Source organism: Streptomyces sp. NBC_00726 (assembly GCF_045161735.1).
GTDB lineage: Bacteria > Actinomycetota > Actinomycetes > Streptomycetales > Streptomycetaceae > Streptomyces.
Genome location: NZ_CP108983.1, coordinates 1,438,727 through 1,450,838 on the forward strand (window position 1 = coordinate 1,438,727; position 12,112 = coordinate 1,450,838).

The window sequence follows — 12,112 nt, forward strand, 5'->3', positions numbered from 1 at the left end:
CGGTGTGGTGCGGGCCCCTCGTCGTCGTATCAGAGCAATTCGCGCAGCCGCTCCGCGAGCAGGTCCCAGCGCCACTTGTCCTCGACCCAGGCCCGGCCCCGCTCCCCCATGCGCCGCCGCAGCTCCGCGTCGCCCAGCAGCGCGGTGATCCGCTCCGCCGCCTCGCCGGGCTCGCCGCCGCGCACCACCCAGCCGGTCTCGCCGTCCAGCACCGCGTCCGGGGCGCCGCCGGAGTCGCCGGCCACCACCGGCAGCCCGGTCGCGGACGCCTCCAGGTAGACGATGCCCAGGCCCTCCACGTCGAGGCCGCCGCGCCGGGTCCGGCAGGGCATCGCGAAGACGTCCCCGGCCCCGTAGTGCGCGGGCAGCTCGGACCAGGGCACCGGCCCGGTGAACCGCACGGAGTCCGCGACCCCGATGCGCGCGGCGAGCCCCCGCAGGTCGTCCTCGTAGGGCCCGCCGCCCACGATCAGCAGGACCGCGTCCGGCTGGGCGGCCAGGATCGCGGGCATCGCGAGGATCAGGGTGTCCTGGCCCTTGCGGGGCACCAGCCGGGACACGCAGACCACGACCGGCCGCTCGGTGAGCCCGAGCCGGGCCCGGACCTCGTCGCCGCCGGAGTCCGGGCGGAACGTCTTCTCGTCCACCCCGGGCGGCAGCCGCACCATACGGGCGGCGGCGGCCGGGCTCAGCGCGGCGGCGATCCGGGAGCGGGTGTACTCGCCGAGGTAGGTCAGCGTGTCGGTGCCCTCGCCGATCCGGCGCAGCAGCTGCCGGGACGCGGGCAGCTGCGCCCAGGCCGCCTCGTGGCCGTGCGTCGTGGCGACGAGCCGCCGGGCGCCCGCCGCGCGCAGCGCCGGGCCCATCAGGCCGAGCGGGGCGGCGGCGCCGAACCAGACGGACGAGCAGCCGTGCGCGCGCAGCAGCTCGGTGGCGCGCCGGGTCACCCGCGGGGTGGGCAGCAGCATCGTCGTACGGTCGCGGACGACGGTGAAGGGCTGCTCGGCGTCGAAGGCGGCGGTGGCGGCCGCGCCCTCGGCCCCGCGCTTCCAGGTGGAGGCGTAGACGACGACCCGGCCGGGGTCGAGCCGCAGCGCCATGTTGTGCAGGAACGCCTGGATGCCTCCCGGGCGGGGCGGGAAGTCGTTGGTCACGATCAAGGTCTTGTCCATCGCCGCCGACAGTACCGGGCCCCGGCGGCCGTGCCTGATGGCCCGCGCACGGGGCGTACGGGCATCATGGCTGTTTCGTACGGCGTACAGGACGGATGAGGGCAGGTCATGACGGGTTCCAGCGGCACGCGTCCGGCGGCCTTCGTGGTGTGGGCGCTGACCAGGGCGGTGCTGCTGCTCTGGGTGACCAAGGTGGTCGTCCCGCCCGGGCTCGATGTGACGAGCGACGTGTCGGTGATCTACCACGGCTGGTCCGAGGTGCTGCGCTCCGGCAGCTATCCGGAGTCCGATGTCACCTGGCAGTACCCGCCGGTGGCGGCCCTGGCGATCCTCTCCCCCGCCCTGCTGCCGTTCCTGGACTACGCCACGGCCTTCTTCGTGCTGGCGTTCCTGTGCGACGCGCTGGTGCTGGGGATGCTGCTGCGCGCGAGCGACGGTCCGGGCCGCCGGGCGGCCGGGGTGTGGGTGTGGGTGGCGGGCGTCCCGCTGCTCGGCACGACCGCGTACGCCCGGTACGACGTGATGGTGACGGCCGTGGCGGTGGCGGCGCTGCTGGCCGGGCTGCGGCACCCCCGGGTGCTGGGGGCGCTGGCCGCGTTCGGGGCGCTGCTGAAGGTGTGGCCGGCGCTGCTGCTGGCCGGGACGGCCCGGGGGCGCGCGACCCGGCTGGCCTGGGCGACGGCGGCGGCGGTGGCGGCCGGGCTGCTGCTGGTGTGCGTGGCGGCGGCGCCGGGCGCGCTGGCGTTCCTCGGCTTCCAGCGGGACCGGGGCACCGAGGTCGAGTCGCTGGGGGCGCTGGTCTTCCATGTGTGGCGGCAGTTCGGCTGGGAGGGCCGGGTGGAGCTGCACTACGGCTCGCTGGAGTTCCTGGGGCCGCAGGTGCCGCTGGTGAGCACGCTGGCGCTGGGGCTGAGTGTGGCCGCGTTCGGCTGGCTGCTGGTGTGGCGGCTGCGGGCGAGGACGTTCGGGGTGAGTACGCCGGCGGACGCGGCGTTCACCGCGGTGCTGCTGTTCACCACGACGAGCCGGGTGATCAGCCCGCAGTACATGTTGTGGCTGGTCGGTCTGGCGGCGGTGTGCCTGGTGCTGCGGGAGAGCCGGATGGGGTGGCCGGCCGTGCTGGTGGTGGCGGCCACGGGCGTCACCCAGCTGGAGTTCCCGATCGGCTTCGTCCATGTGGTGTCGAGCGACGCGCAGGGCCTGACGCTGATGTTCCTGCGCAACGGGCTGCTGGTCGCCGCGTGTGTGCTGGCGGCCGTGCGGCTGTGGCGGGACACGGTGCGCGAGCCGGTGGGGGAGGCGGTGGCGGAGCCCGCGCTCAGCCGAGCCGGTCGCGCAGATACACCCGCCAGCGCGCGGTGAAGTCCTGCGGGGTGGTGCCCAGGACCTCGTGCAGGGCGTCCTCGACCGCCCCGTCGCGCCCGTGGTGGGCGCCGACGGCCCGGTAGAAGGCGAACAGCTTCGCCTCGCCCCAGCGGTCCGCGATGAGCTCGCAGGCCAGCCAGCCGCCCTCGTACGCCTTCGCCAGCCGGCCCGCCTCCCCGGCGAAGGCGAAGTCCTCGTCCTCGGGCAGCCCGGCCGGTACGTCACCGGCCCGGACCGCGTCGGCCAGCTCGGGGGCGATCTCCTCGGCGGTGCGGTCCCGGCCGCGGTAGGCCGCCCAGTCCGCGAAGCCCTCGGAGAGCCAGGTCGGGGTGGCCGACGAGGTCCGTTTCCGGGTGGCCACATGGGCGGTCTCGTGGGTGAGGACGACGCGCTGCCCGAACCCGCCGAGCAGGGCGTACGCCTCCGGGTTGACGATCACCCGGTCGGCGGGGGCCTTCCCGGTGGTGCCGGTCTCGCCGGTGGTGACGGCCGCTATGCCCTTGTAGTTCGCGGCGGGCGACCCGAGCAGCCGGCCCATCTCCGTCACGCTGTCCGGCACCAGCACCACCACGCGCCCCGCCCACCGCTCCGGCCAGGCGGCGGAGACCGCGGGCACCGCCTCGTCCGCCGTCGCCGCGATGGCGTCCAGCTCGTCCCGGGAGCGGCCGACGCCCAGGACCAGGCTGTGCTTGCCGTGCACCACCTCGATGTCGCCCTGCTCCCACAGCTGCCCGGCGCTGCCGTCGGCGGCCCGGTCCGCGGTGACGTACCAGCGGCCGTCCGCCGGGTCCCGGGCAAGGTCCACGACCCGGTCGACGGAGACGGGGGCGGCGTCGTAGCCGGCGATCCGGTAGCCGAGCGTGACGTCGGCGGTGACCCGGTCCGCCCCGTGCGGGGTGAGGTGGCTCAGCCGGTAGGCCCAGGAGCCGAGCGGCACCTGGGCCAGCCGGGCGATCTCCCGGCGCTGGGCGGTGCGCAGCGCGCCGGCGTCCGGGTCGACGACGGCGGCGTAGGCGGCCGGGTCGTGGGCCAGCACAGCGGCGGCGCGCCGGTCCAGGGTGGCCCGGACCCCCCGGGAGGTGCCGTCGGGCGCCCGGTCGGCCGGAGCGGAGCAGCCGGCGGCGCACAGCAGCGCGGCGAGGACGGCACCCGCCGCCCGCCGCCGCCCGCCACGTATGCGCACCCGTTCGACCACATGACGAGCGTACGGGCCGGCGCCGGGCTCAGACCCGGGTGACCGAGGAGACGGGCATCATCCCGACCGGGTCGTAGCGGACCGGGGCGCCGGGGTACGGAGCGTGGATGACCTGGCCGTTCCCGACGTACATCGCGATGTGGCTGGCGTCCGCCCGGTAGGCGACGAGGTCCCCGGGGCGGGCCTCGGAGAGCGGCACCATGTGTCCGGCGTACCGCTGGGCCTGCGAGGTCCGGGGCAGGCTCACCCCGGCCCGGGCCCAGGCCCACTGCATCAGTCCGGAGCAGTCGAAGCCGGAGGGCCCGTTGGCGCCCCACACATAGGGCCGGCCGAGGGCCTGCTGGGCGGCCAGGACGGCCGCGGCGGCGCGCGAGGAGCCCGCGGGGAGCCCGTCCAGGAGCCCGGTGCCCGGGTCGCGGCCGTCGCGCGAGGCGCGGGCCAGGGCGGCCCGCTCGGAGGCCGGCAGCGACTTCAGCAGCTGCCTGGCGCGGGCGAGCTTGCTTTCGACGGTCCGCTTGTGGTGGCCGACCGCCTCCCGGCGGCGCTCCAGGCCGGCCAGCGAGCGGGTGGCCTCGGCCCGGGTCTGGGCGAGCGCCCGCTGGGCCTTGCGCAGTTCGGCGAGGGCGGTGGCCCGGTGGGCGTCGGCCATGGTGACGGCGGCGGCCCGGTCGAGGTAGCTGTCCGGGTCCGAGGTGAGCAGCAGGGCCAGCGAGGGGTCGATGCCGCCCGCCCGGTATTCCGCCCGGGCCGCGGAGCCCAGCTCCTCGCGCATCCGGTTGATGCGTTCCTGGCCCCGGGCGGCCCGGTCCTGGGCCCGGCTGAATTCGCCGCGCAGCCGGGTCACGTCCTCGCCGGCCCGGTTGTACTGCTCGGTGGCGCGCTCGGCCTCGGCGTAGAGGCGGTCGACGCGGGCCCCGGCGGACTGCGGGGTGTCGTGCGGCTCGGCGTGCGCGGAGGCGGCGCCGAGCGCGGCGGCCGCGGTGGCGGCCGCCGCCGTCAGGACGGTGGCCCGGGCACCGCGACCGGTACCTGGCTGTGTGGAACGGCGATGGGATCCCACCGGACGCCGCACTCCCTTCCGCTGTACGCAGACGCGCGCGGCCCCTGCCACCCGGACGGGCGGACCGACGTACGGGAGCCGCGACAGCAGGCAGACAGTAGCCGCGTGATCACGGAGCGGACAAAGACACGCCGGACCGGCGGGCGCCACACACAGTGACGCCCCGCCGGTGACCTGTGGTCTCCGGCGGGGCAGGCGTCAGTACGGGGCGCGGGAATTCGCCCGTTCGGGCGCGGTTCAGATGCGCACGGCGGCGTAGATGCTGCCGATGGTGCTCATCGACTCGTAACGGACGTAAGCGCCGGGGTACGGGGCGTGCAGGACCTGGCCGTTGCCCGCGTAGAGGCCGACGTGCTCGTTGCCGTTGAAGAAGACCAGGTCGCCGGGGGCGAGCTGGCTGACGCCTATCCGGTGACCCTGGTTGACCTGGGTGTACGTGGTACGGGTGATGTTGACGCCGGCCTGGGCGTAGGCCCACATGGTCAGGCCCGAGCAGTCGAAGGAGTTGGGGCCGGTGGCCGCGGGGACGTACGGCTTGCCCAGGCGGGTGGCGGCGGCGTTGAGCGCGGCGGCGCCGAGGCCGGAGGCGGGGACCTCGTTGCCGAGTTCGACCCGGCTGCCGGCGTCACGGCTCGCGCGGGCCTCGTCCTGTCGCAGCTTCTCGCGCTCGGCGGCGGTGAGGGAGTTGAGCAGGCGGCGGGCCTCGGCCAGCTTCTCCTGCTGCTTCTTCTTCTTCTCGCCGAGCGTCTTGCGGACGGAGGCGAGGTCGCTCAGTTTGTCCTGGGCCTCCTTGCGCTGCTGCGCCAGGGCCCGCTGCTTCTCCTGGACCTTGGACAGCGACTCGGTCTGCTTGGCCGTCAGCTGATCGAGTGCGGACGCCTGGTCCAGGAAGCTGTCCGGGTCGGAGGAGAGGAAGAGCTGCACGGAGGGGTCGATGCCTCCGGAGCGGTACTGCGCGGCGGCGAGGGAGCCGAGGCCGGACCGGAGCTGGTTGAGGTCCTCCTGGCCGCGGGCCACCTTGTCCTGGATCGCGCCGATCTGCTTTTCGAGCTTCTCCTGCTTCTCCTTGGCCCCGTTGTACTGCTCGGTGGCGGCTCCGGCCTCGTGGTAGAGCTTGTCGACCTTCGCCTTGACCTCGCTCTTGGTCGGCTTGGGGTCGGCGTGGGCGGCCTGGGAGGACAGGGCGACGGCCGCGGCCGCGGTCGCGGTGAGCACGGTCACACGAGTGCGGCTCGGCTGCTTGGGACGACGGTGGGACGCCACGAAGGCGAGCTCCTTCTTCCTGAGCCGCCTACCGGATCTGTGGGGAGGAGATCCCCGGCTCCGTGCACGTCACGGACTCGGCGGTTCCTTCGCTGCCACCCCGGATGAGTGATCGACCGCGCGAAGGTTCGAGGCCCGACCCTAGTGACCATCTTGTGATCAGTTCAAATCCTCACAGGAAAAATCTCGTCACACACGGCACTTCTTTACCCACGCCCCACGGCGCGTAGCGGCGACTTGACGGTCCGTTCCCTGATCTCGGGCGAACTCCCCGCAAGGAGCGCTAAACCCGCGAAAGCCGCTTCAGGAGCAAGGCGGACGCAACGGGCCTGGCCCCCGCCTTCGCCACTCCGTCGGCCACCTCGCGGTCGGTGGAGACCACCACCACGGGCCGGCCCGGCGGCTCCGCGCGCGCCAGTTGACGGATCAGCTCGTCGGCGGTGACCCCCGGCTTGCTGAACAGCACCCGCACCCCGCGCGGCGGCGCGAGCAGCACCGGCGCGGCCAGCTCCGCCCCGTCGAACACACATGTCATCTCCGCGCCCGTGCGCGCCGCGAGGACCGAGAGCCCGCCGAGCAGCCGCAGCCGCTGCTTCTCCAACGGCATCTGCGGATAACCCGTCTTGGTGACGTTGTAGCCGTCCACGATCAGATGGGCCTGCGGCAGCGCCAGGAGCTGGTCGAGCAGCGCCGGGTCGGTCTCCGAAAGGGCCCTGGCCGCGATGTCCTTGGGTGACATCCGGCCGGGCTCCACCGCGTCCACACTGTCCGCCGGCCGCATCGAGGAGGGCGGCAGCGCCAGTTCGCGCCGCAGTCCGCCGGCCGCTTCGAGCACCGTGTCCAGCAGCAGCCGCAGCCGCATGTCCTCGACCGAGCGCCCCTCCCGGGCCGCCCGGCGACCCGCCTCGACGGACGCCTCCGCCTCCCCGAGCCGCGCCCGCAGCCGCCGGGTCTCGCTCTCCGCCGCGGACACCTGGGCGGCCGCCTCGGCGCGTACGGTCTCGGTCTCGGCCCTGGCCCGGCGCAGCGCCGCCTCACCGCGCTTGACCTCGCTGACCGCACTGCGCAGTTTGCGCTGGAGGGAGTCCGTCTCCTTGCGGGCGGCGTCCAGTTCGGCGCGGAGCCGTTCCGTCTCGCTCTTCGTGTGGCCCCGGGCCTCGGCCAGCTCCTCGCGCAGCCGCGCCACTTCGCGCCGGCTCTCCTCGCCGGCCCGCTCGGCGTCCGCGCGCTGGACCTCCTCGCCGGCCGCCGCCACCAGCTTCACCCAGCCGTCCGGACGCAGCACATACGCCGCCGCCGCCACGTCCACCGGGTCGGCGGCGGCGGGCGGCGCGCCGGACTCCAGGGCGCCCGCCAGCTCCGGCTGGGTCTCCCGGAGCCGGTCGGCGATGCGGCGGCGGAACCGGTCGTCGCTCGCGACGGCGGCCGCCATGGCGTTCCCGGCGAACTTGGCGCGCCGGGAGGCCGTGAAGCGGGCGTACTGCCTCAGCTGGGCGGGCAGTTCGGCGACAGTGAGGCCGCCGAACGCGTCGGAGACCAGTGCGACGACCCGGCGCCGTACCCCTTCGGGCAGCGGGCGGTCGAGCGCCTCCACGGCGTCGCCGGCCCCGTCGGCCGACGCGGCGCCGCCCTCGGGCTGCTCCACCATCCGTCACCCCATTGTGTTGTCTCCGCACGGCCCCGTCAGGAGTCGGCACCCGGCCTGTCGACGAGCTCGATCTGGTCCACCGCGTTGCACCAACGACAACGGACCGACTCGATGGTCTCACTGACCACCTCGCGTTCCTCGACGCTCGACTCACCGGCCAGGTCGAGGTGCACGTACTCCACGACCTTCGAGGACCGCGTCACGTCGAAGCGCGTGAGGTTCCCGCAGAGCGTGCAGCGCCAGCGGGTCGTGTCGGTCGGCTGGGGAACGGTCGTCATCGTGCGTCCTCTTTCGTCGAGCCGTGAGCTGCCGGACAAGGGTCTCGCGGTGCGCCGTCGAACTGCGGATGCCCACCCGTCACCCTACGGCCTCGGCGCTTCCCGTCGGCACGGCGAGGCGGTCTGTCCCGTTCGCTCCGTTTGCGTCATGCTCTGTTCATGATCGATCGGCGGGCCGCGGCGGGCAGGCTCCTGCGCGCGGCGACTTCGGGCGGGCCACCGGTGACGTACGCCCTCATCGCCCTGTGCTGCGCGGTCTTCGTGATCAGCCCGCTCTCCGGCCTCGTCCCGGTGCGCGGCGGGGCCGACGCGCTGCTCGCCGCCCAGGCGGGCTACTTCGAGCGGTGGGGGGTGATCCCGAGCGAGCTGTGGGACGGCTCGGCGCACGCCCTGCTCACCCCGTTCACCGCGCTGTTCGTGCACGGCAGCTGGCTGCACCTGCTGGGCAACGTGCTGTTCCTGTACGTGTTCGGCGCGATGGCCGAGGAACGCATGGGGCACACCGAGTTCGCCCTGTTCTACCTGGGCTGCGGCTATCTGGCGCTGCTCGCGTACGCCGCCGCGCACGCCACGTCCGACCAGACGCTGGTGGGCGCGTCCGGGGCGATCTCGGCGGTGCTCGGGGCGTTCCTCTACCTCTTCCCCCGGGCCCGGGTGACCAGCGTCTTCCCGTTCCTGCTGTTCCTGCCGCTGCGCTTCCCCGCGTGGGTGGTGCTGATCTTCTGGTTCGTGCTCCAGTGGCTGGCCGCCGAGGGCGCGGGAAGCGGCCCGGGCGTGGCGTACCTGGCCCATGTCGTCGGCTTCGCGACCGGGTTCTGCTACGCCTGGGGCCGCTACAGGCGCGGCACCGGAGGCCCTAGAGTGAAGTCTTCAGCCACGGCCACCGAGGGAGAAACACAGCCGTGATCACCGCGATCGTGCTCATCAAAACCAGCGTGGACCGGATTCCCGAGATCGCCGAGGCCATCGCCGCGCTGGACAGCGTCAGCGAGGTCTTCTCGGTCACCGGCACCTACGACCTGATCGCCATGGTCCGGGTGGCCAGGCACGACGACCTGGCCGAGGTCATCCCCGGCCGGATCAGCAAGATCCCGGGCGTCGAGGCGACCGACACCCACGTGGCCTTCCGCACGTACTCGCAGCACGACCTGGAGGCCGCGTTCTCCATCGGCCTGGACGCGTAGGGCCCCCGCGCCGCCCGGCCCTCAGACCTGGGCGGCGCCCCGGTCCGGCACGCAACGGCCGTCCTCGGTGCGGTACTTCCAGCGCGCCCCGTCGCTCACCAGCTCCCGGACCGCGCGCAGGAAGCGGTCGACGTGCTCGTCCGGGGTCCCGGCGCCGAAGCTGACCCGGATCGCGTTCAGCGACCGTTCGCCCGGCTCCGCCTCCGGGGCGCCGCACTCCCCCGCCTCGCCCGGGTCGCCGCCGAGCAGGGTGCGCACGAGCGGGTGGGCGCAGAAGAGGCCGTCGCGCACCCCGATGCCGTACTCGGCGGAGAGCGCCGCGGCGAAGTGCGAGCTGTTCCAGCCCTCCACCACGAACGAGATCACGCCGACCCTCGGCGCTTCGTCGCCGAACAGCGAGAGCACCTTCACCTCGGGGACCCCGGCGAGCCCCGCCAGGACCTCGCCGACGAGACCCTGCTCGCGGGCGACCAGCCGGTCGAATCCGGCCTCGGTGAGCGCCTTGCAGGCGGAGGCGATGGAGTAGACCCCGATGACGTTGGGCGAGCCGGCCTCGTGGCGGGCGGCCGTGGTGTGCCACTCGACGTCCACGCCGCCGTCCACCCGCCGGGCCACGGTGCGGGACGCGCCGCCGCCGGCCAGGTACGGCTCGGCCTCGCGCAGCCAGTCGGCCCGGCCGGCCAGGACGCCGGAGCCGAACGGCGCGTACAGCTTGTGCCCGGAGAAGGCGACCCAGTCCACGTCCAGCCCGGCGATGTCCACGGGGTGGTGGGGGGCGAGCTGGGCGGCGTCCAGGACGATCCGGGCTCCCTGGGCATGGGCGGCGGCGGCCAGCTCCCGTACGGGCCACAGCTCGCCGGTCACGTTGGAGGCGCCGGTGACGCAGACCAGCGCGGGGCCGTGGGGCTCACGGTCGGCGAGGGCGTGTTCCAGGGTCGCGACGGCCTGGGCGGGGGTGCGCGGGGCGTTCAGGTAGGTCACGCGGGCGTCGCGCCAGGGCAGCAGCGAGGCGTGGTGCTCGGTCTCGAACACGAAGACCTGGCAGTCGGCGGGCAGCGCGGCGGCCAGCAGATTCAGCGAGTCCGTGGTGGACCGGGTGAAGACCACCTGGTCCTCGGGACGGCAGCCCAGGAACTCCGCCACGGTGGCCCGGCTCGACTCGAAGAGGTCCGTGGACAGCTGCGAGAGGTACCCGGCACCCCGGTGCACGCTGCCGTAGTACGGGGCGTACGCGGCCACGTCGTCCCAGACCCGCTTCAGCGCCGGGGCGCTCGCGGCGTAGTCCAGCGCGGCGTAGCCGACCTCACCGCCGGTGACCAGCGGGACGAGGACATCCTCGCCCAGAACCGGCAGCGGGGCACAAAGCGACTGGTCGGCGGCAGCGGTGAAGACAGACATGGCGAACTCCCGTAACAGGCAGGCGAATTCCGCGTACCGGCACAGACACGGCAGCACGGAGTGAAGAAAAGAGGGGGGTGCGGAACAGGGCCTGAGGCCCTAACGCATTCGCTTGCTCACAAGAGGCTCCCTGAGGACCAAGGACCCCACGGGTGGACGTCACGCGACGTCGAGGGGTCCGCGCTTGCCGCAGACCTCGCTGCCTGCGGCCCGGTCTTCACCCGGGGCACCCCGCCACGGACGGAGGGTTGCCGGACAGCGGGCCGGGGCCGTAGTCGCTGTCACTCATGACCTGCGCAGCATCTTGCCATACGTACGGGAACGCGCAAGGCGCAGTCCGCGATCCGGACTGCGCCCCTCCGTACACCGGCGCGCTCACGCGTTGCTGGCGACGACCCATCTCTCCAGCGCCCGCCCGGCCGCACCCGAGTCGATGGACTCGGCGGCCTTCGCCATACCGGCCCGGATCCGCTCGGTCAGCGGCCCCTCGCCCGGGTCCAGCGCGACCAGCGCCGCCGCCGAGTTGAGCAGCACGGCGTCCCGTACCGGCCCGGTCTCCCCGGCCAGCAGCCGGCGCGCCACATCCGCGTTGTACGAGGCGTCGGCGCCCCGCAGCGCTTCCACCGGGACCAGCTCGACGCCCACGTCGCGCGGGTCGAAGGTCTCCTCGCGGACCACGCCGTCCCGGGCCACCCAGACCCGCGAGGTCGCCGTGGTGGTCAGCTCGTCCAGCCCGTCGTCGCCGCGGAAGACCAGGGCGGAGTTGCCGCGCTCGGCGAGGACGCCCGCGACGATGGGGGCCATGCGCAGATCGGCCACCCCGATCGCCTGGGAGCGCACCCGGGCCGGGTTGGTGAGCGGGCCCAGGATGTTGAACGTGGTGGGCGCGCCCAGCTCCGCACGCGCCTTGGCCGCGTGGCGCAGGGCGGGGTGGAACTTCACCGCGAAGCAGAAGGTGATGCCCGCCTCCTCGGCCACCTCCACGACGCGCCGGGGAGTCAGCTCCAGGTTGACGCCGAGCTTGCCGAGCACGTCGGACGAGCCGCTGGCCGACGAGGAGGCGCGGCTGCCGTGCTTGACGACCTTCGCACCGGCGCCGGCCACGACGATCGCGGACATCGTGGAGATGTTGACGGTCTTCGCCATGTCGCCGCCGGTGCCGACGATGTCGACGGTGCGGCCGGGCACCTCGATGGTCGCGGCGTGCTCGTACATCGCGCGGACCAGACCGGAGACCTCGGTGACCGTCTCGCCCTTGGCGCGCAGGGCGACCGCGAATCCGGCGATCTGCACATCGGTCGCCTCGCCGCTCATGATGCGGTCCATGGCCCAGGCGGTGGCGTCGGAGCTCAGGTCCTCGCCGCGCAGCAGGGGGGTCAGCACGCCGGGCCAGGAGAAGGCCGCCACGCTGTCGCCGCCGTCCGGGGTCACAACGTTCATGGTCCGCTCCTGGGGTCCACAGCCGATAAGGAATCGGCTCCACCCTATCGAGCCCCGGGGACGGCAAAGAGCCCCGTCCAGCGAATGGACGGGGCTCTCGCCGTGGCGA

The 12,112-nt window shown here is 73.9% G+C and carries 11 protein-coding genes and 1 riboswitch; of the genes, 3 read left to right on the forward strand and 8 right to left on the reverse strand.

What is annotated here, in order from left to right; all coding sequences use genetic code 11:
* Positions 1 to 29 precede the first annotated feature (29 nt).
* A complete protein-coding gene (locus OG338_RS06455) occupies positions 30 to 1,172 on the reverse strand; it encodes a glycosyltransferase family 4 protein (protein WP_405936396.1) in 1,143 nt (380 codons plus the stop codon).
* Between the two features lie 108 nt (positions 1,173 to 1,280).
* On the opposite strand from OG338_RS06455, the gene OG338_RS06460 reads away from it, so the two are divergent.
* Positions 1,281 to 2,534 carry a glycosyltransferase 87 family protein gene (locus OG338_RS06460; RefSeq protein ID WP_405936397.1) on the forward strand — a complete coding sequence of 418 codons (1,254 nt, stop codon included), beginning with the start codon at positions 1,281 to 1,283 and terminating at the stop codon, positions 2,532 to 2,534.
* On the opposite strand, the gene OG338_RS06465 is transcribed toward OG338_RS06460, so the two are convergent.
* The 5 genes from OG338_RS06465 to OG338_RS06485 all read right to left on the reverse strand — a co-directional run bounded on the left by OG338_RS06465 (position 2,491) and on the right by OG338_RS06485 (position 7,981).
* Positions 2,491 to 3,732 (reverse strand): hypothetical protein, encoded by a 1,242-nt coding sequence (locus OG338_RS06465; RefSeq protein ID WP_405936398.1) that lies wholly within the window; start codon positions 3,730 to 3,732, stop codon positions 2,491 to 2,493. The two genes, OG338_RS06460 and OG338_RS06465, sit on opposite strands and share 44 nt — an antisense overlap.
* A gap of 28 nt (positions 3,733 to 3,760) precedes the next feature.
* A complete protein-coding gene (locus OG338_RS06470; RefSeq protein ID WP_405936399.1) occupies positions 3,761 to 4,792 on the reverse strand; it encodes an NlpC/P60 family protein in 1,032 nt (343 codons plus the stop codon).
* A gap of 237 nt (positions 4,793 to 5,029) precedes the next feature.
* The gene (locus tag OG338_RS06475; RefSeq protein ID WP_405936400.1) at positions 5,030 to 6,055 is read right to left on the reverse strand and encodes an NlpC/P60 family protein; all 1,026 of its coding nucleotides are present in this window, start codon (positions 6,053 to 6,055) and stop codon (positions 5,030 to 5,032) included.
* Positions 6,056 to 6,338: 283 nt separating this feature from the next.
* Positions 6,339 to 7,703: an NYN domain-containing protein gene (locus OG338_RS06480; protein ID WP_405936401.1), complete on the reverse strand. Its 1,365-nt coding sequence runs from the start codon at positions 7,701 to 7,703 to the stop codon at positions 6,339 to 6,341.
* A gap of 35 nt (positions 7,704 to 7,738) precedes the next feature.
* Entirely contained in the window at positions 7,739 to 7,981 is a 243-nt protein-coding gene (locus OG338_RS06485) for a hypothetical protein (RefSeq protein ID WP_018104398.1), read from the reverse strand.
* 159 nt (positions 7,982 to 8,140) lie between these two features.
* Between OG338_RS06485 and OG338_RS06490 the strand changes: the two genes are divergently transcribed.
* Together OG338_RS06490 and OG338_RS06495 are read left to right on the forward strand one after the other, a co-directional pair.
* Positions 8,141 to 8,887: a rhomboid family intramembrane serine protease gene (locus OG338_RS06490; RefSeq protein ID WP_405936402.1), complete on the forward strand. Its 747-nt coding sequence runs from the start codon at positions 8,141 to 8,143 to the stop codon at positions 8,885 to 8,887.
* Positions 8,884 to 9,165, forward strand: coding sequence for an Lrp/AsnC ligand binding domain-containing protein (locus OG338_RS06495; RefSeq protein ID WP_360848437.1), 282 nt, complete (start codon positions 8,884 to 8,886; stop codon positions 9,163 to 9,165). The genes OG338_RS06490 and OG338_RS06495 overlap by 4 nt, the downstream gene beginning before the upstream one ends.
* Positions 9,166 to 9,186: 21 nt before the next feature.
* Here the strand turns inward: OG338_RS06495 and OG338_RS06500 are convergent, their stop codons facing one another.
* Both OG338_RS06500 and trpD read right to left on the reverse strand, forming a co-directional pair.
* Positions 9,187 to 10,563, reverse strand: a complete 1,377-nt coding sequence (locus OG338_RS06500; RefSeq protein WP_405936403.1) for an aminotransferase class V-fold PLP-dependent enzyme — start codon at positions 10,561 to 10,563, stop codon at positions 9,187 to 9,189.
* A 175-nt stretch (positions 10,564 to 10,738) separates the two neighbouring features.
* Positions 10,739 to 10,856: riboswitch (SAM riboswitch) on the reverse strand.
* 82 nt (positions 10,857 to 10,938) lie between these two features.
* Positions 10,939 to 12,003, reverse strand: a complete 1,065-nt coding sequence (gene trpD, locus OG338_RS06505) for an anthranilate phosphoribosyltransferase (protein WP_405936404.1) — start codon at positions 12,001 to 12,003, stop codon at positions 10,939 to 10,941.
* Positions 12,004 to 12,112: the final 109 nt, after the last annotated feature.

What these genes read in the sequence shown, in the direction of transcription:
- OG338_RS06480 (WP_405936401.1), bottom strand. Translation starts at nt 7,703, where the DNA reads ATGGTGGAGCAGCCCGAGGGCGGCGCCGCGTCGGCCGACGGGGCCGGC.
- OG338_RS06460 (WP_405936397.1), top strand. Translation starts at nt 1,281, where the DNA reads ATGACGGGTTCCAGCGGCACGCGTCCGGCGGCCTTCGTGGTGTGGGCG.
- trpD (WP_405936404.1), bottom strand. Translation starts at nt 12,003, where the DNA reads ATGAACGTTGTGACCCCGGACGGCGGCGACAGCGTGGCGGCCTTCTCC.
- OG338_RS06490 (WP_405936402.1), top strand. Translation starts at nt 8,141, where the DNA reads ATGATCGATCGGCGGGCCGCGGCGGGCAGGCTCCTGCGCGCGGCGACT.
- OG338_RS06455 (WP_405936396.1), bottom strand. Translation starts at nt 1,172, where the DNA reads ATGGACAAGACCTTGATCGTGACCAACGACTTCCCGCCCCGCCCGGGA.
- OG338_RS06500 (WP_405936403.1), bottom strand. Translation starts at nt 10,563, where the DNA reads ATGTCTGTCTTCACCGCTGCCGCCGACCAGTCGCTTTGTGCCCCGCTG.
- OG338_RS06485 (WP_018104398.1), bottom strand. Translation starts at nt 7,981, where the DNA reads ATGACGACCGTTCCCCAGCCGACCGACACGACCCGCTGGCGCTGCACG.